At 44.7% G+C, this 21,018-nt stretch carries 19 protein-coding genes; 15 read left to right on the forward strand and 4 right to left on the reverse strand.

From position 1 onward, the window contains the following. The first annotated feature begins 72 nt into the window (after positions 1-72). The 6 genes from ABVF55_RS04825 to ABVF55_RS04850 all read left to right on the forward strand — a co-directional run bounded on the left by ABVF55_RS04825 (position 73) and on the right by ABVF55_RS04850 (position 5,898). On the forward strand, positions 73-1,185 hold the full coding sequence (locus ABVF55_RS04825; protein ID WP_320909931.1) for a hypothetical protein: 1,113 nt from the start codon (positions 73-75) through the stop codon (positions 1,183-1,185). A 141-nt stretch (positions 1,186-1,326) separates the two neighbouring features. Further along, complete coding sequence (udk, locus tag ABVF55_RS04830) at positions 1,327-1,965, forward strand: uridine kinase (protein ID WP_003007856.1); 639 nt, start codon at positions 1,327-1,329, stop codon at positions 1,963-1,965. Positions 1,966-2,157: 192 nt separating this feature from the next. Then, positions 2,158-2,838 carry a YoaK family protein gene (locus ABVF55_RS04835; protein WP_445285621.1) on the forward strand — a complete coding sequence of 227 codons (681 nt, stop codon included), beginning with the start codon at positions 2,158-2,160 and terminating at the stop codon, positions 2,836-2,838. A 650-nt stretch (positions 2,839-3,488) separates the two neighbouring features. Next, positions 3,489-3,986 carry a GAF domain-containing protein gene (locus ABVF55_RS04840; protein ID WP_320909934.1) on the forward strand — a complete coding sequence of 166 codons (498 nt, stop codon included), beginning with the start codon at positions 3,489-3,491 and terminating at the stop codon, positions 3,984-3,986. Next, on the forward strand, positions 3,986-5,662 hold the full coding sequence (gene dnaX / locus ABVF55_RS04845) for a DNA polymerase III subunit gamma/tau (RefSeq protein WP_320909935.1): 1,677 nt from the start codon (positions 3,986-3,988) through the stop codon (positions 5,660-5,662). The genes ABVF55_RS04840 and dnaX overlap by 1 nt, the downstream gene beginning before the upstream one ends. A gap of 38 nt (positions 5,663-5,700) precedes the next feature. Beyond that, on the forward strand, positions 5,701-5,898 hold the full coding sequence (locus tag ABVF55_RS04850) for a DUF3272 family protein (RefSeq protein WP_003002577.1): 198 nt from the start codon (positions 5,701-5,703) through the stop codon (positions 5,896-5,898). Between the two features lie 42 nt (positions 5,899-5,940). Here the strand turns inward: ABVF55_RS04850 and ABVF55_RS04855 are convergent, their stop codons facing one another. Continuing rightward, a complete protein-coding gene (locus ABVF55_RS04855; RefSeq protein ID WP_320909937.1) occupies positions 5,941-7,485 on the reverse strand; it encodes a helix-turn-helix domain-containing protein in 1,545 nt (514 codons plus the stop codon). Further along, positions 7,466-9,133 (reverse strand): sensor histidine kinase, encoded by a 1,668-nt coding sequence (locus ABVF55_RS04860; RefSeq protein WP_320909938.1) that lies wholly within the window; start codon positions 9,131-9,133, stop codon positions 7,466-7,468. The genes ABVF55_RS04855 and ABVF55_RS04860 overlap by 20 nt, the downstream gene beginning before the upstream one ends. Positions 9,134-9,328: 195 nt before the next feature. Between ABVF55_RS04860 and ABVF55_RS04865 the strand changes: the two genes are divergently transcribed. The 9 genes from ABVF55_RS04865 to ABVF55_RS04905 all read left to right on the forward strand — a co-directional run bounded on the left by ABVF55_RS04865 (position 9,329) and on the right by ABVF55_RS04905 (position 19,002). Then, positions 9,329-10,246: an ABC transporter permease gene (locus tag ABVF55_RS04865; RefSeq protein WP_024055802.1), complete on the forward strand. Its 918-nt coding sequence runs from the start codon at positions 9,329-9,331 to the stop codon at positions 10,244-10,246. A gap of 15 nt (positions 10,247-10,261) precedes the next feature. After that, positions 10,262-11,158 (forward strand): carbohydrate ABC transporter permease, encoded by an 897-nt coding sequence (locus ABVF55_RS04870; protein WP_049475288.1) that lies wholly within the window; start codon positions 10,262-10,264, stop codon positions 11,156-11,158. A gap of 9 nt (positions 11,159-11,167) precedes the next feature. Next, the gene (locus tag ABVF55_RS04875; RefSeq protein WP_049472611.1) at positions 11,168-12,730 is read left to right on the forward strand and encodes an extracellular solute-binding protein; all 1,563 of its coding nucleotides are present in this window, start codon (positions 11,168-11,170) and stop codon (positions 12,728-12,730) included. A gap of 104 nt (positions 12,731-12,834) precedes the next feature. Beyond that, on the forward strand, positions 12,835-13,473 hold the full coding sequence (locus ABVF55_RS04880; protein ID WP_049472612.1) for a YesL family protein: 639 nt from the start codon (positions 12,835-12,837) through the stop codon (positions 13,471-13,473). A gap of 181 nt (positions 13,474-13,654) precedes the next feature. Further along, entirely contained in the window at positions 13,655-14,917 is a 1,263-nt protein-coding gene (locus tag ABVF55_RS04885) for an ABC transporter permease (RefSeq protein WP_445285622.1), read from the forward strand. A gap of 6 nt (positions 14,918-14,923) precedes the next feature. Then, positions 14,924-15,565, forward strand: a complete 642-nt coding sequence (locus ABVF55_RS04890) for an ABC transporter ATP-binding protein (RefSeq protein ID WP_445285623.1) — start codon at positions 14,924-14,926, stop codon at positions 15,563-15,565. 12 nt (positions 15,566-15,577) lie between these two features. Continuing rightward, on the forward strand, positions 15,578-16,954 hold the full coding sequence (locus ABVF55_RS04895) for an ABC transporter permease (RefSeq protein WP_445285624.1): 1,377 nt from the start codon (positions 15,578-15,580) through the stop codon (positions 16,952-16,954). A 72-nt stretch (positions 16,955-17,026) separates the two neighbouring features. Further along, a complete protein-coding gene (locus ABVF55_RS04900; protein WP_049491949.1) occupies positions 17,027-17,680 on the forward strand; it encodes a response regulator transcription factor in 654 nt (217 codons plus the stop codon). Then, complete coding sequence (locus ABVF55_RS04905; protein ID WP_445285625.1) at positions 17,677-19,002, forward strand: HAMP domain-containing sensor histidine kinase; 1,326 nt, start codon at positions 17,677-17,679, stop codon at positions 19,000-19,002. Before ABVF55_RS04900 ends, ABVF55_RS04905 begins: the two co-directional genes overlap by 4 nt. A gap of 184 nt (positions 19,003-19,186) precedes the next feature. On the opposite strand, the gene ABVF55_RS04910 is transcribed toward ABVF55_RS04905, so the two are convergent. Both ABVF55_RS04910 and ABVF55_RS04915 read right to left on the reverse strand, forming a co-directional pair. Next, on the reverse strand, positions 19,187-19,876 hold the full coding sequence (locus ABVF55_RS04910; RefSeq protein ID WP_445285626.1) for an ABC transporter ATP-binding protein: 690 nt from the start codon (positions 19,874-19,876) through the stop codon (positions 19,187-19,189). A 1-nt stretch (position 19,877) separates the two neighbouring features. Beyond that, entirely contained in the window at positions 19,878-20,981 is a 1,104-nt protein-coding gene (locus ABVF55_RS04915) for an ABC transporter permease (RefSeq protein WP_445285627.1), read from the reverse strand. Positions 20,982-21,018: the final 37 nt, after the last annotated feature.

Genomic DNA, 21,018 nt, shown 5'->3' on the forward strand with positions numbered 1-21,018 from the left:
AATCACAAAATTAACCATGGATTTATGGTATAATATGGTTAGTTTTTATAATGAATCAAAAAGGGGGATATGATGAATCAAAAAGATTGGGTTGAATACTTTGAAGCGGTCAATGGTCGCAAGCCAAGTATGCAAGAATTTCAAGAAGCGCGTGAAAAAGGGGAGTTTGTCGTAGAGCGAAAAGAAGCGCCGACTCCAACAACTGAGGCACCAGCTTCGGTAGCTGAAGCACAGGCTCCTGCTCAGGAAGTACCTGTTGCATCTAGCGCACCTCTTTCACAAGAGCAGAAAGCTTTTGTCCAACCGCAGCCATCGGCGAAAACCTTACAACCTGTTCCAAGACCGAAAAAATTGACATTTTCTTTCAATAAACAAACCCAAATTGGGGCCGCAATTGCGGGACTTGTCGCAGTGATTGCTCTTGCTTGGTTCTTTTTCTTTTCAGGTGGACCAAGTGTAGATGGTGTTTGGTTGCGAAATACGGATTCAAGTCCGGTCACCTATGAATTAAATGGAAAGAAACAAAGAGTTAATGGTGGCGAGACCATCAAAAAGGTTCTCAAGGGCAATGAAGCGAAAAAAGAATTTAATACAGCACTTTCTTTGTTAAATGCAACAGACTTGCATTCACTTGCGGATGTCGATAAGAAATTTAATCTGAAAACGACAGAAATTGTTGTTATTAAGTCTGGTGGGAACACACGCTATAACTTGCTCCAAAAAGACGGAAGCAATATTATTTTAAGAAATGATTTATTCGACTTGAAAACTTATAAATCATACGAAGGAAACTTTGAAGATAATTTGGTCTATCACAAGGTTGAAACACCAAAGGCCATGGTTGGAAAATGGAAGAATGTGACAGAAGGAGATAATACAACTGTTCAGATTTCAGATCATGGAATTATAAGTGATAAGTATTACGATAACAAGGCTTACGCATTCTATTCTCTAGCTGATCAAGAAAAGTATGATGGAGACACGACTTCTAAAGAAGAGATTGAACACACATTTGAAGTCATTCAAGAAGCGGTGAAATCAGAAGGCTATCAAGTGAAGAGCGCTAAGGAAGTCTATATACAAGCTAATTCAAATTATTGTTTCGTACCTGTCAACGGTGGAAAAAATATACTCGTCTTACGTGGTGGTAATGAATTTGCCGCAAAATTAGAAAAAGTGAAATAATCAAAGGACCGCAAGGTCCTTTTTGTTTCCAAACTTCTTACTGAAAAACTATTCATGTCTAGGCAAAAATATGGTAAAATGGATAAGATGTGTCTGAGATGTCTATTGTTTCTCAGACGACTAGAGGTAATGGAGTAGAAAATGCAAAATAGACCTATTATTATTGGTGTTACTGGTGGCTCTGGTGGTGGAAAAACCAGTGTGTCTCGTGCCATTTTGGCCAATTTCCCGAATGAAAAGATTGCCATGATTGAGCATGATTCTTATTACAAGGACCAGAGTCATTTGACCTTTGAGGAGCGGATCAAGACCAACTATGACCATCCTTTTGCCTTTGATACGGATTTGATGATTGCGCAGATCAATGAACTCTTGGCAGGTCGTCCAGTGGATATCCCAACCTATGACTATGCGGAACATACGCGCAGCAGCAAGACCTATCGTCAGGAACCACAGGATGTCTTCATCGTGGAAGGGATCTTAGTTCTTGAAGACAAGCGCCTTCGGGACCTGATGGACATCAAGATTTTCGTTGATACGGATGATGATGTGCGGATCATTCGCCGGATCAAGCGCGATATGGAGGAGCGTGGCCGGAGTCTGGATAGTGTCATTGAGCAATACCTTGGTGTGGTAAAACCGATGTACCACCAGTTCATCGAGCCAACCAAGCGCTATGCGGATGTGATCATTCCTGAGGGCGTGACCAATACGGTTGCGATTGACTTGATCACAACCAAGATCGAGAAAATCCTCAACGAGGCGCGTGAAGGAAAATAAAGATAGGGAGCAAGAGGGCAATCGCTCTCCAATCCTTTCACATTAGTTGAATAATTGAATGTCGCAGTAGTTGGTGAGACTCTTCATTCGCTAAAAGACTCGAAAGAGTTCTCAATCAATGTTGCGGGAGTGGTATGAGAAATGTTTTTTAATATTCTGTACCACTCCCTCTTTTTCCTAGGGAGAATGGAAATGAAAAGGGAGTTTCATTCGCGGACCAAGGCGTTCGCTTGTTTATTGACCATGTGTGCTGGTTTTTCAGATGCTTATACCTTTATTTGTCGGGGTGGGACCTTGGCGGCAGGCCAGACGGGAAATGTGGTCTTTCTATCGGTTGGTTTGATCGGCCAGCAGATCTCAGATGTAGAAGTGAAGTTAGCCACGATGCTGGCCTTTATGCTGGGGATCTTTTTAATGACGGTCTTGCGTCGCTTGATTGATAATTCAGTCTGGCGCTTGAGTACCCTAGTGCCCTATATCCTCACAACTTTGGTGACGGGATTTTTGCCAGCATCGGTAAAAAGTGTCTTCATCGTGCCTTTTTTTGGCCTGAGTTTGGGAATCGTAGCGACCTCATTTGGAGAAGTAGGTAGCTATGCCTACAACCACTCTTTTATGACCGGAAATCTCAAGAAAACCATGGTAGCTTATGGAAATTTTGTTAGAGACAGGGAGATGAAATTCCTCTGGGAAGCCATCTTTATGACCTGCTTGATCGGGAGTTTCGTCTGTGGGGCCATTTTTTCGACTTATTTGATCCAGTTTTATGGATTAGAGACCATCTGGCTGGTGTCCATCATCTTGACGATCTTTTTAATCTACCGTGCCATTCAGTATTTTGAAGTCTTTCACTTCAATCGGCGACATGAATAGATAAAGGTATCATAAAAAACTTTCCTTAGGTGAGTGCGGACGTCAGCGAACTTCTTCGAAGAAGTTCCATGACTAAATCAAGATACAAAGGGTGTCTGCGGATAAAGTCAAAATAGGAAGTTTGACGCAGAATCTTTCGATTCTAGGAGAACTTATCTTTTTGACACAATCCGCAGCCCGTGTTCAATTCATATTGAGCCCCTTCGCTCTTCAATTTCTGGGCTCAGGCTAAAACAGTTTCCCAAACTGTTTTACTCTCAATAATTCCGTGTGCCTGAAGCAGTTAAGCTTCAGGCACTTTTCTAACAGCGGAAAGTTTAGTATATTCTTGATCAATTTAAATTAATAAGACCTCGGTTTTATCTTTTTGCAGAATCGCTTAAGTTATTTTACTAAAAATTAGTTTATCTATATTCCAGAGGCTGGGACAAAAGTCCTAGCCTCTCAATTGTTTTTGGATTGTCGAGCAAGACGCAGTGGTTGAGTGGGTTCTACTACGCTGATTTCATCAGCTTTTACAGCCCTACTCAACTGTGCGGAGGTGGGACGACGAAATCGAATTCTAACGAATTACCGATTTCTGTCCCACTCTCTTTTCTTTCGCTGTTTGAAGCTTAATTTTTAGGCAAAGATTTGGTATAATGGAAGGTATGAAACATTCGGAAAAAGAATCACAATACCAGCTCTTGCTGGCTCAGTTAGACGCTCTCTTAATGGGAGAAAGCAATGCCTTGGCTAATCTGTCCAATGCCAGTGCTCTTTTAAATCAAGCCCTACCTCGTTCGGTCTTTGCGGGTTTTTATTTGTATGACCAAACGGAATTGATCCTGGGACCTTTTCAGGGAGGTGTTTCTTGTGTCCATATCGCTCTTGGAAAGGGTGTCTGTGGAGAAGCAGCTCAAAAGCAGGAAACCATGATTGTTGAAGATGTGCGCCAGCATGCCAACTATATTTCTTGTGATAGCAGGGCCATGAGTGAAATTGTGGTGCCTATGGTCAAGGACGGTCAGCTCCTTGGAGTTTTAGATCTAGATTCGGAGTGTGTCTCTGACTATGATCAGCTGGATCAGGAGTATTTAGAAAAGTTTGTCGCTCTCTTGATCGATAAGACAAACTGGGACTTTAAGATGTTTGGGGTTAAGAACTAATGTATCAAGCTTTATATCGGAAATACCGGAGCCAGACCTTTGGCCAATTGGTCGGCCAGCAAGTGGTGGCACGGACTTTGAGACAGGCCGTCGAGCAGGAGAAGATCAGCCATGCCTATCTCTTTTCTGGTCCTCGTGGTACTGGGAAAACCAGTGTGGCCAAGATCTTTGCTAAGGCTATGAACTGTCCTAATCAAGTCAATGGGGAGCCTTGTAACGACTGCTATATCTGTGAATCCATTACCAATGGGAGCCTAGAAGATGTCATTGAGATCGATGCGGCCTCTAACAATGGGGTCGATGAGATTCGCGATATTCGCGATAAATCCACCTATGCTCCGAGTCTAGCCAAGCACAAGGTCTACATTATCGATGAGGTCCACATGCTCTCAACAGGGGCCTTTAACGCCTTGTTAAAGACGCTAGAAGAGCCGACAGAAAATGTGGTCTTTATCCTCGCAACAACAGAGTTACACAAGATACCTGCGACCATTCTGTCACGGGTGCAACGCTTTGAGTTCAAATCCATCAAACTACCGGATATCGTTCACCATTTGGAAAGCATCCTAGCTACAGAAGGCATTGCCTATGAAGCAGATGCTGTCCAGATTATTGCTCGACGCGCTGAAGGTGGGATGCGGGATGCCTTGTCCATTTTGGACCAAGCCCTGAGTCTGACTGCGGGTAGTGAGTTGACGACAGCAATCGCTGAAGAAATTACAGGCTCTATCAGTCTAGCTGCGCTCGATCAGTACGTAGCTGCCATCCTGGCTCATGATGCGACAGCGGCGCTCGACCAGCTCGCGATTATCTTTGATAATGGCAAGAATATGACCCGTTTTGTTACGGACTTACTTCAATACTTACGGGATCTTTTGATTGTCCAAACAGGTGGAGAAAATACCCATGCTAGTGATTTATTCGCGGCCAACCTTGCAGCCGATCAAGCTCGTCTCTTTGCCCTGATTGACCAGGCGACAACCAGTCTAGCGGATATCAAAAATAGTTTGCAACCGCGCATCTACACTGAAATGATGACCATTAAATTGGCTGAAAGTACGGGCCAAGTTTCTAATTCAGCTACTGTGGAGGTTCCTTCTAATGTGCTAGCTCAGCTGGAAGACTTGAAAAAGGAAGTCGCTCAACTCAAGCAACAGTTAGCGCAATCAGGTAGCAGTCTTCCTGCTTCAAAACCGACAGTAGCTCGTCCAACCAAGTCGAGCAAGGGCTACCGTGCAGATCGAAACAAGGTCAACGCCATTTTACAAGAGGCGGTTGAAAATCCAGAGTTGGCACGGACCAACTTGATCCGTCTTCAGAACGCTTGGGGGGAAATTATCGAGAGCTTGGCAGGTGCGGATAAGGCCCTCTTAATCGGATCCCAGCCGGTCGCTGCCAATGAAAATCACGCTATTTTAGCCTTTGAGTCTGCCTTTAATGCTGAACAGACCATGAAGCGGGACAACCTCAATACCATGTTTGGAAATATCCTCAGCAATGCTGCGGGCTTCTCACCAGAGATTTTAGCGGTTTCGATGGAAGAATGGACCCAAATCCGGGCAGAGTTTTCGGCTAAGGCGCGTGGTCAAAAAGCGGAAGTGGTGGAAGAAGAGGAAAGTGTCATCCCTGAGGAATTTCACTTTTTATCCGATAAAATCACCCTGCAAGACGATTAATACATGAATTTTTTACTGAATCATGGTAAAATAATTTTATGAATAGAAAACAATTTGCAGTGATAGCAGTCTTTACTGCTATGGAGACATACTTTTTCAATGAAGCGACCATGGCGGGTCAAATGCTCTTTGCATGCTTTTGGGCCCTCTTGATCTTGCGCAATCTCCAGACGGCCTATATGGTGGAGAAGATTGCTAGTGCCATTGAAAAAGAAATCAGAAAGAAAAGAAAATAAAACCTTTGAAAAGAAATCCTTTTTCAAAGGTTTTTTCTTGTTTTAAAAGGCTTCTTGGCATTGTTTGCGGTAATCTCCTGGGGAGAGGCCGACCTTTTGTTTAAAAGCCTTTGTAAAGTAGGAGTAGTTGTCATAGCCCACCTGGAGGGCGACTTGGTAAATGGGGGTATCGCTTTGCGATAGCATCTCTTTTGCGGCGGCCATCCGTTTATCGGTGATGTATTTCACCAAGGTTTCGCCGGTGTCGCGCTTAAACACACGCGCTAGATGATCTGGACTAAGAAAAACCATTTCTGCCAGCTTGGTGCGACTGATATCCTCCTTGTAATGGTGATCGATGTAGTCAGTGATCCGCTGGATGAGATTGGATTGGTGTTCTAGATCGATCACATAATGGCGAGCAGAGCTCCAGTAATCCCCAATATAGGCTTCAAAAGCTTCGATGGCATGAAAACGTCGTTCGAAGAGAAATTGATGGTGTTTGTTTTGAAATAACTTGTGGGCGAGAATGCCGTTCTTATCCAGATAAATCCCAATTTGCTGGGTCCAGTCTAGCTGGAGTTCACTCAGAGCTGAGAGCGGGATGCGATCTTGAGTCTCTAAGCTATGGATGATTTGGAGGAGCTGTTCCGTCTCTAGCTGATTTGTAAAAGTGAGCGATGTCCGATGAGCAGGCTTTTGAGGTTGTGTAGCCAAAGAAGCATAGGAGTGGATACTGTCCCAATGGAAGACTTGTTCGTCACTGTATTGGCAAAGTTGCAGAGCCTTCATCAAGAGCGTCTCAAGGGAAATAGCATCTGAATAGAGAAGGATAGAGGATCGGTCTAAGTCTTGCTGGATCTTCTGCTGGATGGCCTTTAGGAAGTCTGCACACTCTGTAGTCTGATTCTTTTTGAAGAGGCAGAGGTAGCGATCGGTCTGGCTTTCGATTTTACTGAGGGCGCAGTAGTGGACTGGAAAATCTAGGGAGAGCTCCTTGATACAATGGCGGAGCTGCAAGCGCCAAGAAGGGACGCTGGGGTGAAAGTCTTCTTCAACTAAGTGGAGAGTGATGAGGACTAAGAGGTAGTCTTCATGTGGTTTGGGGCTATAACCCCGTTTTGTCACTTCTTGAAGGAGCTGTTCTGCTTGAGATGGACGCGGTTTTCGCAAGTAGTCATGCCAAAATTCAGCTTCTTTTTGTCCTTGCTGAGCTAATTGGGCTGCACTCTTGTGGCGCTTGATCTTATTGAGGGCTTTTTGAATGATAAATTCTAAGCGGTCGGGGTCAATCGGTTTGAGGTAGTATTCAAAACTTTGGAGTTCAATGGCTTTTTGGGCATAATTGAAATCAGCATAATTGGTAAGGAAGATCGTTTGAATGTCATATTTTTCTGACCGGACCCAGGCTAGGAGATCTAGCCCACTGCCTTGTGGCATCTCGATATCACTAATCATGAGGGCAATCGGGTGACTTTGAATGATGGCTTGGGCTTGGCTCAGACTGGAGGCGGTATATACCTGCTCAATGCCCAAGGCTTCCCAATGGATGGTTTCCTGTAGGGCTTTAATGATAAAACGATCATCGTCAACGAGTAGGATATTCATGTGTGTCTCCTTTGTAGGGTTCATAAGGAAGGCTCAGTTGGATGCGGGCCCCTCCTTGGGTTCCATTTGAAAATTGAAGCACGTAGTGATCTGGATAGAGGAGATCTAGTCGTTCCTGTGCATTGGTCAAACCAATGTGGTGGCCATCTTCTGTGACTAAGGATTTTTTCTCTGCTAGATCTTGTAAGATAGCGGAGCTAAAACCAGGACCATTATCCTGAAGGCAAATGGCAAGGTGTTGGTTTGCTTCTTCATGAATAGAAAGCTGGATGTGGAAGGAATCTTGGAAAGAAAAGCCGTGTTTGATGGCATTTTCCACAAAGGTTTGTAACAGCAGAGGGGGAATAGCCGCATCTTTCAGACCAGGATCCCAGTCCAGGTCAAAGTGGATGCTGTCCCCATAGCGGATTTTCTGGATTTCTAGGTAATTTCGGATATGTTGGATTTCATCTGCTAAGCGATTGAAATCTTGATTGGCTTGAAAGAGGTGGCGCAAGTAGTTGGAAGTCACCTTGGTCAACTCCTCGATTTCCTTATAGTCCTTAGTTTGGAGCATGCTGTGAATCATGGAGAGCATGTTTAGGTAAAAATGGGGTCGGACTTGATTTTTGAGGTAATTGAGTTCGACTTTTTTGAGATTGAGTTGCGCGTGGTAGGCTCGAATTTGGAGGTCTTTCATATGGATCAGAACCTGATTGAGCTTGTGATTGGCCTGATCGATCTCTAAGATCCCTTGGTCTTCGATTACATCTAGCTTGGTAGAAGCAGCATCTAGCTGAGAAAGACGCTGGGTGAGTCGTTTCATCGGCTGGATCATCCGTTGACGAATATAAAGAATCAGAATGGTGGAGAGAACGGCGATGATCAAAGGGACCAAGGAGAGAAGGGTTTCCAGTACGATATTTGTACGGAAAACGTCTCCGTAATCAACGGTCACATAAAGATCAAAAGGCAGGTGGGTTTGATTGCTACCGGCTTGAATGACGGAATCTGTAGCATGGATCTGGTTGGGACGATCGATGGATAAGCGCCCTTTTTTCCCGATATTGAGCTTTTGCAAGGGTTTTAAAATATCCTGGGTAGAAATGATGGCATAGATAGCCTTGCCCTTGTAATGAAGGGATTTCAAGAGATAATCATGCTGGTTCAGGCTGATTCGTTGCCATTTTTGACTGGTCTTGTCTGTTTCTTTGTCATAGGTTTTAAGATGATCTTTCAATTGTACATAATCTAGGTAAGATAGTTGAAGACTGGAGGCATTGAAAAAATGGGGGATATCTCTTGTCTCTATGAAAAAGGTAATGGGGCTATCCATCTGGTACTGAAACTCCGTAAAATCGATCCGCAATTTTTTTAGATTTTCATGAAAATCCGTGAAATCAAGCGGGGTATTGAGTTCTGTCAAATAGTCATTGTGGCTAATGGTACTGTACATAAAACGCTCAACGGAGTGAAGCTCTGTATTTAAGGAATCCGCATAGATATGAATCGAGTCCTCTAAATGGAGCATATTTTGGTGTTTAATAAAATTTCGGCTAATCCCACCAATCAAAAGGTTGATCAAGGTATTGACGACTAAGAGGAGAAAGAGTAGGCGCGAAAAAAATTGAATCGAGTGATCTCGTATACTTTTGTGAATAGCTTTCATAATGAGCACCTCACATATATTATAGCACTATTTGAAAACGGATTCATGAACAAAACCGATAGTAAAGTAAAAAAAATCGGGAAAGTGCATGTTTTTGTGTGGAGAAAACGGAAAAGTGAATGAAGATGAACGAAAAAGTTCTATAAAGATGGAAAGGATTCCTATAAAATAGAGGAGAAAGAAAAGGAGGGCCTTATGAAAAGCGAAGTAAATGCGAAGCAGAGCAAATTGAAGAAAAATATTCCTTTATATGTGCTGCTCCTGCCATCGATTATTTTATTGATTTTATTTGCTTATATCCCTATGGCGGGTCTAGTCATCGCTTTTAAAGATTACTCTCCCGCTACTGGGATATTTGGAAGTCCTTGGGCTGGTCTCAAGTATTTTAACCAGTTCTTCTCATCCTTCCAATTTGCGACAACCATGAAGAATACCTTGAAAATTTCTATTTACAGTATTCTGGTTGGTTTTCCCTTGCCGATTGTTCTAGCCATTATTTGCAACCAGATTCGTGTGGGCAAGTTCAAAAAAATCTTTCAAGTAACGACTTATCTGCCTCATTTTATCTCGACCATGGTCATGTGTGGGATGATTATTCTCTTTCTCTCTCCAAGTAGTGGACTGTTAGCCAATGTCCTCAAATTGGTCGGCTTAAAGATGCCTGCCCTCTTATCCAAACCGGGTAGCTTTGCAGGTGTCTATGTCTGGAGTGATGTCTGGCAACATATCGGTTGGGATAGTATCATCTATCTAGCCGCTCTATCGGCCATTGATCCAACCTTTTATGAGGCAGCGACTATGGACGGGGCGAGTCGATTGCAAAAGATCCGTCATATTGACTTACCCTTACTGTTACCAACGGCGATGATTCTCTTGATTCTCAGAGCAGGAAGCCTACTCAGTGTTGGTTTTGAAAAGGTCTTGCTCTTGCAAAATCCACTTAATCTGGCAGGAAGTGAAATCATTTCGACCTATGTCTACAAAGTGGGGATGATTAATTTCCAATATAGTTATTCGACAGCGATCGGTCTCTTTAATACCTTGGTCAACTTGATCATCTTACTGTCGGTCAACTGGTTTGCGAAACGCTATACCAAGACAGGATTGTTCTAGAAAGGAGGAGAAATTGTGAAATTGTTTCAACATGCGAGAAAGACCAAGTCAGAAATTCTCTTTGATGTTTTTATCTATGGTCTAGCGATTTGCTTGATTCTCTTGATTGTCTACCCTTTGTGGTTTGTTATCATTGCCTCCTTTAGTAATCCGTCTGATGTGGCAACTGGTAAGGTTTGGTTTATCCCGAGGGAATGGCGACTAGATGGCTATCAACGCTTGATTGAACAGCCTTTGTTTCTAAAGAGCTATCTCAACACCATCCTCTACACGGTTGTAGGGACCATCGTTGCCCTGGTCATTAATATCCCGGCTGGTTACGCCTTGTCGCGAAAGGACCTCTTTGCTAAGAAATGGGTCAGTGTTTTCTTTATCGTTCCTATGTTCGTCTCTGGGGGCTTGATTCCCATTTATTTGACAGTCAAACAATTGGGTTTGGTCGACACCTTCTGGGTAATGGTCGTACCATTTGCAGTTTCTCCTTACAATATCGTTGTAGCTCGAACTTTCTTTAACAATAGTATTCCAGAAGGGATGTGGGAAGCCGCCCAGATCGATGGTTGTGGAACCATTCATTACTTCAGAAAGATCGTGCTCCCCTTGTCCAAGGCTATTATTGCCGTTATTGGACTTTGGACAGCAGTAGGGATCTGGAATTCTTGGTTCAATGCCTTGATTTATTTGACCAATGAAAATCTCCAACCCCTACAACTGATCCTGCGCCGTCTCTTAATTAGTAATCAAATGTTGCAATCGCAAGCAACAGGGGAGGTAGCTTCTGACCTCCGTATTAAGGCTGATATGATGAAATATGCAGCCATCGTTATCTCAACAGCACCGATTATGATGCTGTATCCATTCGTCCAAAAATACTTTAATCAAGGTGTCATGATAGGGGCCTTGAAAGAATAGGAGAAGATCATGAAAAACAGGAAATTTGCCTATCTGCTCCTTGGAGCAGCTGCTTTAGCTGGCTTGACAGCTTGTGGAGCTTCCACAAATAAATCAAGCAATGACAAGAATGATGGAAATACCTTCAAGATCACGACCGTTCGTTGGTCGGATTGGGGGGAAGACTATCACAAAGGTTTTCTAGATGATTCAGCCAAGGAATCAGGTATCAAGATCAAATGGGATACCATGGTGGCTGCAGACTGGTCGGATAAGAAATCTGTCCTTGTTGCCAGTGGAGATTTACCAGACGCTTTCTTGGGATCCAATGCCTTCACGGATTCTGAAATCGCTCAGAACCAAAACATGTTCATTCCATTGGAAGACTTGATCAAGGATAATATGCCAAACTTGAACAAGGCCTTTGAAAAAGAACCAAAATTAAAAGCCATGGTGACCAACCCAGATGGTCATATTTACAGCCTGCCTAAGAAATTGCCAATGCGGCCAATCGTCGGCAACCAGCTCTTTATTAATAAGAAATGGTTGGACAACCTTGGCTTGAAGATGCCCGAAACCTATGATGAATTGGTGACTGTTTTACAAGCCTTTAAGGATAAGGATGCTAATGGCAATGGGGATGTCAATGATGAAATTCCATTTGGTTCTGGTAACTTTGATCCGACCTTCTCTTATATCTTGCCATTCAACAACCGTCTGGGTGGAGATAATACCTATGAAATGTCCGTCAAAGATGGCAAGCCGGTCTATCTACGAACAGAAGAAAGTTATAAACAAGGGATAGCGGCTATGCATGAAGCCTACAAGAAAGGCTTGATCGACCCTGAACTCTTTACAGAAGATACCTCTATGTCTGTTGCCAAACGGATGGATAAGGGTGTGGCGCGTGTCGGTGTGTCAAGTGGTTGGACAGCAGATGCAACCTTCGGCCAACATGCTAGCGAATATGCTCCTCTCCCAGCATTGAAAGGCCCAGATGGCAAACAATATGTCATTTCTGACCCAGATCATTTGAACTATGGACGAAATGAAATCCTGATCACGAATAAGTGCAAGGACCCTGCAAAATTGCTCAAATGGTTGGATAAATTCTACAAGGATGATGCCAGCATCCAAAACTTCTATGGATCCTTTGGTATTGCGACTGAAAAAGATGGCGATAAGTACAAGGTCTTGGCTCCAAAAGATGGTAAATCAGCCGATGAATGGGCTTGGATCAATTCCCTTCGTGACTTTGGACCAAAATATGTGTCTGATGATATCAATAGTCATGTCGACATCGACCAAACACAAGGTGATGGTCTCAAATTGAAGATGGACAAAGAATTGAAACAATACGCTTTGCCAGCATATCCAAATGTCATCTACTCTCAAGAAGAATTGAACAAATTATCCTCTATTTATGTAGATATCAACTCCTATGTTACCCAACAAGCTTCTAAATGGGTAGTAGAAGGGGGCATTGAAAAAGAATGGGATGATTACAAAGCAACCTTGAAGAAGATGGGCATTGATGACTTTATGAAGATTCAACAGGATGCCTATGATCGTTACCAAAAAGAAGTGAAGTAACAGGGGTCTAAATGGATTCAAGTAAGTAACTCAGGGGCGTAGAGCCCCTGAGTGCTTCCGTAGAGGAAGTAGCAGAAATTGAGATGAAGAACAAGGAGAAGAAGATGCAAAAATTATTTTCATTGGATGGACGCTTGGTCAAGACCTTGACCCGGTTGACAGACATTATTATCTTGAACACCTTGTTTATCGTTTGCTGCCTTCCGGTTCTCACGATCGGTGCATCGCTTACGGCTTTAGCAACCATGTGGCACCGCTTGTTGAAAGGGGAAGATACGGATCTCGTCTTTCATTTTTTCCGTCTCTTTCGCGCCAATTTCAAGCAAGCGACGGTGATTTGGCTGACTTGCCTAGGACTATCAGCCCTTCTTTATCTGGATTACTGTCTTTTTTCAAATACGGCCTTTTTAAGTGAGTATGGGATTTGGATCTTGCTTCCCTTTATCGTCCTTCTATGTGGAGGGATGACCTTGATCTTCCCTTATATTGGCCTCTTTGAAGACCCTACAAGAAAGGTCTGTCTGAATAGTTTCCTCATTGCTCTCTTAAATCCAATTCAAACCATCTTTCTTGTCTTCTTCAATCTGGCAGTGGTTTATATCAGTCTCAGTAGTCCTGAACGGTTACTGACAGCTATTTATCTCTTTACCTTTGGTGGTTTCGCTCTTTGGGGCTTCTTGAATGTCCGACTGACCGATCAGATCTTTTCAAGGATCCAAGAAGGAGAAATCTTTGAAAAATAAGGTCAAGCAGGTGGGACGCATATTTTCCTAATATTATTTAAATCGAATATAGTTTCCTAGAAAATTTAGGAAACTTTTTCTATTTCATAAACATTTCACATTTCTCCTCTATAATGAAAGCAACAAATGATGAAAGCGTCCACATTGTATTGTCGTGGGCTTTGAAATGGAGGGTAAGATCATGCTCTTACAACAGGCAATCGCCTATATTTCTCGAAAAAGAACGAGGAATCTGGTCCTCTTTCTGATTCTCCTCTTGATCCTTTCTTGCTTGTATTTCTGTTTTTCACTGATGCAAGTGGGAGAAAGGTTGGAGAACCATATCAAACAGTCGGCTGGGACCAGCTTTGCCCTGACCAGTAAGCAGGGGGCTACTCCCTTTGCACTGAAGGAGGCTAAAAAGGTGCAGCAGCTAGCTGGGGTGGGAGCCATGGTTCCTCAATATGAAAGTCCCGTTCGTATTCTTGGTAAAGAAGCGGTGACTGGGCAGCAGTCGGTAGAGCGGGATGATTTGGGTCAGGAAGCTAAGCAAGCGCTAGGCGCTGTTTTTACCCAGAAGACAGACCAGCACCTAGATTTCCGCAGTGGCAGTTTTCAACTGGTGCAAGGCAAGCACTTATCCGATAAGGCTCGCGGGCAGATCTTGATTCACCAAGAGTTGGCTAAGAAGAATAAGCTAAAGGTCGGAGATTCCTTGACCTTATCCAGCTTTCAGATGGGAGAGACTCCTGCCAAAGGGCAAACCTTTAAAATCGTTGGGATCTTTTCGGGTAAGAAACAGGAAAAATTCACAGGAATGACCTCTGATTTGAGTGAGAATCAAGTCTACCTTTCTTATGAGGATGCGACCAAGCTTCTTGGTCTCAGTCAGCAAGAAGTGACCCAGGTAACCTTTGGGGTCAAAGATCCTGAGAAAATCGATGCCCTCTTGAAGCAAGTTAAAAGCTTGGATCTGGATTGGCAATCGCTACGCGTGGTCGAAGATCGCAAGGCATTTGACCAGATGAAGGAATCCTCTCAGACCCTAGAAGGCCTGGTGCGGATCATGATGATCGTCCTCCTGGTGACGGGAGCCGGTGCTCTATCGCTCTTACTCAGTCTCTGGACACGGGAGCGGATCCATGAAATCGGCGTCCTCTTATCCATTGGGAAGAGCAAGGGCCGGATCTTTAGACAGTTCCTCTTGGAGGTGGTGCTAGTATCCTTACTAGCGGTGATCCCAGCCTTTCTCATCGGTCGGATGGTCAGCCATCGTTTCTTAGAGCAGTTTGTCGGACAGACCGGTCAACAGCAGACCCTAGAATTACTCAACCAAATCCCTCAAGGACTTTCCTTAGGAATCGCCTATGCTAGCCTCTTGTGCTTGATCCTTCTGTCGCTCGGTGTAACTACCAGCATGATCTGGCGCAAGAGTCCAAAAGAAATATTAACAAAAATGAGTTAAGGAGAAATGACACCTATGTTAGAACTCAAACATGTATCCTATAGTTACCAAAGCTACCAAGAAGAGATCTTCTCAGACGTGAACTATCAGTTCGCAAATGGGACATTTTACAGTATTATCGGTCAGTCTGGAGCAGGGAAATCGACTCTCCTCTCCCTCTTGGCTGGACTGGATAATCCCAAGAAGGGGCAGGTTCTCTTTGATGGGGAGGACATCCAGATCAAAGGGTCTAGCTACCACCGCAAGCACCATGTCTCCCTGGTCTTTCAGAATTACAATCTAATCGATTATTTGACGCCACTGGAAAATGTCCGTCTGGTCAACAAACAAGCTGGGAAAGAAATTCTCTTGGAATTGGGATTGGACGAAACGCAAATCAAACGCAATGTCCTGCAACTATCTGGAGGGCAGCAACAGCGGGTGGCCATTGCGCGTGCGCTCGTTTCAGAAGCACCTGTCATCTTGGCAGATGAGCCGACTGGAAACCTTGACGAACAGACAGCTGGTGACATCATTGCCATTTTAAAGAAACTGGCCAAGGAACGCCAAAAATGTGTCATCGTCGTCACCCACAGTAAGGAAGTGGCAGAGGCCTCCGATGTGGTCTTGGAATTGAGTCGCCGTAGCCTCGTTGAGAAGAGTAAGTAAGGAGGGAATGTTATGTTGCGCAATGCTTTTGCTTATATCACACGTAAATGGCCCAAGTCCCTCTTGCTCTTTGCCATCATTCTCCTCATGGGGACCTTGAGCTTGATCGGACTCTCCATGAAGGGAGCGACCCAAAAAGCTTCATCGGAAAGCCTGGGATCCATTACCAATAGCTTCTCCATGCAGATCAACCGCCGGACCAATCCAGGAACCCCTCGTGGAGCTGGGAATCTCAGAGGAGAAGATATCGAAAAAATCAGCCAGGTAGAGGGGATCACTTCCTCCATCAGGCGGATCAATGCCATCGCAGATATCCTAGACCACGAGATCATTGAGACTGAAGAAACCCTGCAAAATCAATCTCCAGAGCGGGCCAAGCACTTCAAGAATACCTTGATGGTGACGGGGGTCAATGATTCTTCTAAAGAAGATAAGTTTGTCTCTGGAGCCTACAAGCTGGTCCAAGGGGAGCACCTGACGGATAAGGACAAAAACCAAATCCTCATGCACGAAGATTTGGCGAAAAAGAATGGCCTCAAGGTAGGCGATAAGGTGCGTCTCAAGTCTAATCTCTACGATGCTGACAATGAAAAAGGGGCCAATGAAACCGTCGAAGTGACCATTAAGGGTCTGTTCTCAGGGAAGAACCAAGCTCCTCTAACTTACGCCCAAGAATTGTATGAAGATACCCTCATTTCTGACCTGGATACAGCTGCTAAACTCTATGGCAATACTGTCCAAACAGCTACCTATGAGGATGCAACCTTCTTTGCCAAGGGGGATCAGGACCTGGATGCCTTGATCGAAAAAATCAAAGCCTTGGATATCCCATGGAATTACTTTGACTTGGTTAAGAGCTCTTCTAACTATCCAGCCTTGCAAAAATCCATTAGCAGCATGTTCCAAGTGGCAGACTACTTGTTTATCGGTAGCCTCATCTTTGCTAGCTTGCTTCTCACCCTTCTCCTCGTCTTGTGGCTCAATGCCCGTCGCAGAGAAGTGGGAATCTTATTGGCTCTAGGACTCTCTAAGGTACAGATTGCGGGACAATTCGTAGCAGAATTGGTCATGATTTCCATCCCAGCCTTCCTCCTTTCCTATGGAGTTGCAGGACTTCTTGCCAAAGCTGTGGGAGATACGGTGCTTAAGAACGTAACCAGTGGCATTGCCAAACAAATGGCTCAAGAATCCTCTGCAGCCAACCTTGGTGGTGGAGCTGAGGCAGAAAGCTTCAGTAAGACCCTGACAGACCTCCATATGGACATCCAACCGAGCCAATTGCTGGTGATTGTCTTGGTTGGCGGCCTCCTCTTGATTCTCGTATCCATCCTTTCTTCTCAATGGCTCTTGCATAAGAAACCAAAAGATCTCTTGGTGGATGTCGAATAAGAGATTGTTTCCTAAAATAGAAATAGGGTATAATAGGAGGTAGAAGAAGTTTCTTAGATAAAAGGAAAGTGTATGAAGATACTAATCGTAGAAGATGAAGTCCTGATTCGCGAAGGGATGAGCGACTATCTCATGGAATGTGGTTATGAAGTCTTTGAAGCAGGAGATGGGCAGGAGGCCCTGGACCTCTTTCACAGAGAGGCGCCAGATCTGGTCTTGCTGGATATCCAGCTCCCTATCCTCAATGGCTTGGAGGTCCTTAAGACCATCCGGAAGACCAGCTCAGTCCCTGTCCTCATGCTGACGGCCTTCCATGACGAGGACTATAAGTTGACGGCCTTTGGAGAGTTGGCAGATGGCTACCTGGAAAAACCTTTCTCCTTGTCACTTTTAAAGGTCCGTATCGAAGCTATTTTTAAAAAGCTCCAGCCTTCCCGGGTCTTCACCTATGGAGAGGCACGGGTGGATTTTGAGAGCTACACAGCCAGTCTAGCTGGGCAAGCCATCTCTATGAATGCCAAGGAGTTGGAAATCTTGGAATACTTGCTCCATCATGAGGGCAAGGCACGGACCCGCTCTCAGATCCTCGATGCCGTCTGGAAGGAGACAGAGGAGATTCCTTTTGACCGGGTGATCGATGTCTATATCAAGGAACTACGAAAAAAACTAGAGCTGGACTGTATCGTTACGGTACGCAATGTCGGCTATAAATTGGAGAGACCATGACCAAACGGAGTATCTTTGCAAAGATCTTTCTGATCACCTTTGCCCTATTTAGTGGCTTAGTCATCCTTCTACATGCTTCGGTTTACTTTATTTTCCCGTCGACCTATATCGAGTCTCAGCGCCAGACGATTTTGAAGAAATCACAGGCCCTAGCCAAGAGTTTCCAAGGCCAGGAAGAAGGGACCATTGAGTCGGTCATCGACCTTTATTCCAAAACCAATGATATCAAGGTCTCAATCAAGGGCAAGGAAAAACAAAATGCCCTAGAGGTAAAGGATGACTTGCTCCTGAACCCGGATAGCCAGAACAATTCCCTGGTCATTGAAGAGCGAAAGATCCAGACCAAAGAGGGAAAGGACTTGACCTTGCAATTCTTAGCAACTGTCGATTCCCAAAAGGAAGCGCGGGACATCAGTCTGGGCTTTCTTCCCTATAGTCTCCTCGCTTCCTTTGTTCTGTCACTCCTTGCCTCCTATCTCTATGCCCGCATGATTTCTGCTCCGATCCTTGAGATCAAGCAGATGACCAAGCGGATGAAGCGCTTGGATCGGACAGCCAGTCTTCCCATTCATTCACAGGATGAGATCGGCGTCCTCAAGCAACAGATCAACGATCTCTATCACCATCTCCTAGAGGTGATCGACAATCTAGAGCAGCAGAAACAGGAAAATCTGAAGTTGGAGCAGATGAAAGTCGAATTCCTACGGGGGGCCTCGCACGAGCTCAAGACCCCTCTGGCCAGCTTGAAGATTATCCTTGAAAATATGCGGGATAAGATCGGCCGCTACAAGGATCGGGACCACTACCTGTCGGTCTCCCTCGATATCGTCGATGAGATGAACCAGATCGTCTTAGAAATCCTGTCCCTTTCTTCTGTCCAAGAATTGGCCGGAGACAAGGAGTGGATCCAGCTGGATCAGGTCGTAGAGCAGATCCTTGACCAGTACAAGGTCTTGGTTCAATCCCGCTCGCTCACGATTGACAATCAGATCCCAGTCAAACCAGTCTATATGGACCCAGCGATTCTGAAATTGGTCCTCTCAAATGTCATCAGTAATGCCGTTAAGCATTCGGATGCCGGTGGAGAGATTCAGCTCCGTCTTGAAGAGGAAGGGACGCACTTGGCTGTTGAAAATACCAGCCAGGAAATGGTAGAGACCGCTGAGATGCCAATGACCGCTAGCCAACAGAAGAAGGAAGGTGGCTTGGGACTCTTTGTGGTCCAACACTTGCTAGACCATGAAGAGCTGGCCTACCAATTTGATAAAACGGCTATGGGCTTGCGCTTCCGTATGGAACTGCCCAAAGATCCACAAGAATAAAAAGAGGCTGGGACAAAAGTCCTAGCCTCTCAATTATTTTTGGATTGTTGAGCAAGACGCAGTGGTTGAGTGGGCTCTACTACGCTGATTTCATCAGCTTTTACAGCCCTACTCAACTGTGCGGAGGTGGGACGACGAAATCGAATTCTAACGAATTACCGATTTCTGTCCCACTCTCTTGTATTTAATCAACCTTTTCTACCTTATGCAATTGGCCGTGTTTTAATTCATAAATGGTATCCACATAGGTCAGGATGGAGCGGTCATGGGTCACCATGATGGCGCTCTTGTTTTTGGATTTGACTTCTTTCTGGATCAACTGGGCGATTTCTTGTCCCCGATCCGGGTCTAGGCTAGCCGTTGGTTCATCGGCTAAAATGACCTGTGGATTTCCGATGAAGGCTCGAGCAATGGCTGCCCGTTGCTTTTGCCCACCAGACATCTGATTCGGATATTGGTGGTAACAAGCTTCGATGCCAAGATCTGTCAACAAGGCTTTGACTTCCTCTTGGCATTTTTTCTTGTCCTTTTCCCCTTTTAATTTGGCCACCAGTTCTAACTGGTCACCGATTTTCATATAGGAGAGGAGCTGGTGGTCTTGAAAGATAAAGCCGAGCAATTCTAGCCGTTTTTGCGTCCACTGGCCTTGGTTGAGACCAGTCAAGTCTTGGCCTGCGATGCGAATCCACCCCTCATCCGCTGATAAAAGCAAGCCAGCGATGGCTAAAAGCGTGGACTTGCCAGATCCTGAAGGGCCCAAGATGGCGACAAATTCGTTGGGTTCGACGCTTAAATTAAGCTGATTGAGGACATGGTGCATCTGGCTGCCATCGGCGTAGGATTTTCTGATATTTTCTAATTCGATAATAGCCATCTTATTCTCCATTTCCACCAATGACTTCGATTGGATCTACTTTTTTGATTTTGACAAGGGACAAGGCCCCACACAAAATAGAGGTCAGGATAAAGCTAACCGAGATGGTGAGGTTGTCTTTCAGGGTCATAAAGGAAGGGACGCTATTGGGTAAAAATGGCGCCATCATGGTTGCCAAGCCAAGCCCCAATAGCACTCCGATGAGGGAGATGATGGTGAGCTGGGATAGTTGGACATAGGTAATCTGGCTCATGGACATGCCAATGGCCTTCAAGACGCCGAACTGTTTCAACTTCTGCAAGGTGAGGATATAGAAGAAAACCCCAAGGATAGCTGAAGAAGCGAGTAAGAGCACCCACGTGATCATCCGTAGCGTCAGGTTTTGAGCCTTGTAGCCAGGGATTTTATCGATTACTTGCTTCTTATCCGCCACCATCAAGTTGCTGGTTAGATCGCTAGAAGTAATGCTTTTTTTGGTCACAAGGGTTTGGGCTTGCCATTGATAGCTTGGATCTGTTTTTTGCCGCATGCCTGTGTAGGTATCCGAGCTGATGAAACCAATCTCGCTATAGCCGTATTTGGCATTTTTCGCGAAGGCCACGACCTTGAGTTTTTGCTTAGAGGTTTTATCGATCACTTGATCGCCGACTTGGATCCCTTCATCCTCTTTGAAAGAACTGTCCAAAATGACCTCGTTTTTCTTTAAGTCGGAGATCTTGAGGTCGGTATCTTCTATGATTGGATTGAGGATTTCTTCTTCGTTGTGATCGGTCGCGAAGTAGGTGATATCCAGAGTATTGGAATCCTCTGATTTTGAGACGGTTGCTCGCTGGATGGACAAGCCCGAATAGTCCATCCCCTCTATCTTTTGGACCTCATCTAAATCCTTCACCTTAATAGTTGAAAAGGGGATAATCCCTTCTGAATCCGTCGAAAGGATGTAGTGCAGCGACCCATAGTTATCGATTTGGGCCGATACCGACCGGCCCAGTCCATTTGTCAGACCGGACAAGAATACCACCATAAACATGAGGATGGTAATGAGGAGTTCAATCAGGATAAACTTCTTGGGTTGGTATTTAATTTCATTCCATGCGATTTTCATATTCGTTCTCCTTTTAGCACGGAGGTGCTCGAGTAGC

The organism is Streptococcus sp. KHUD_012 (genome assembly GCF_052588255.1).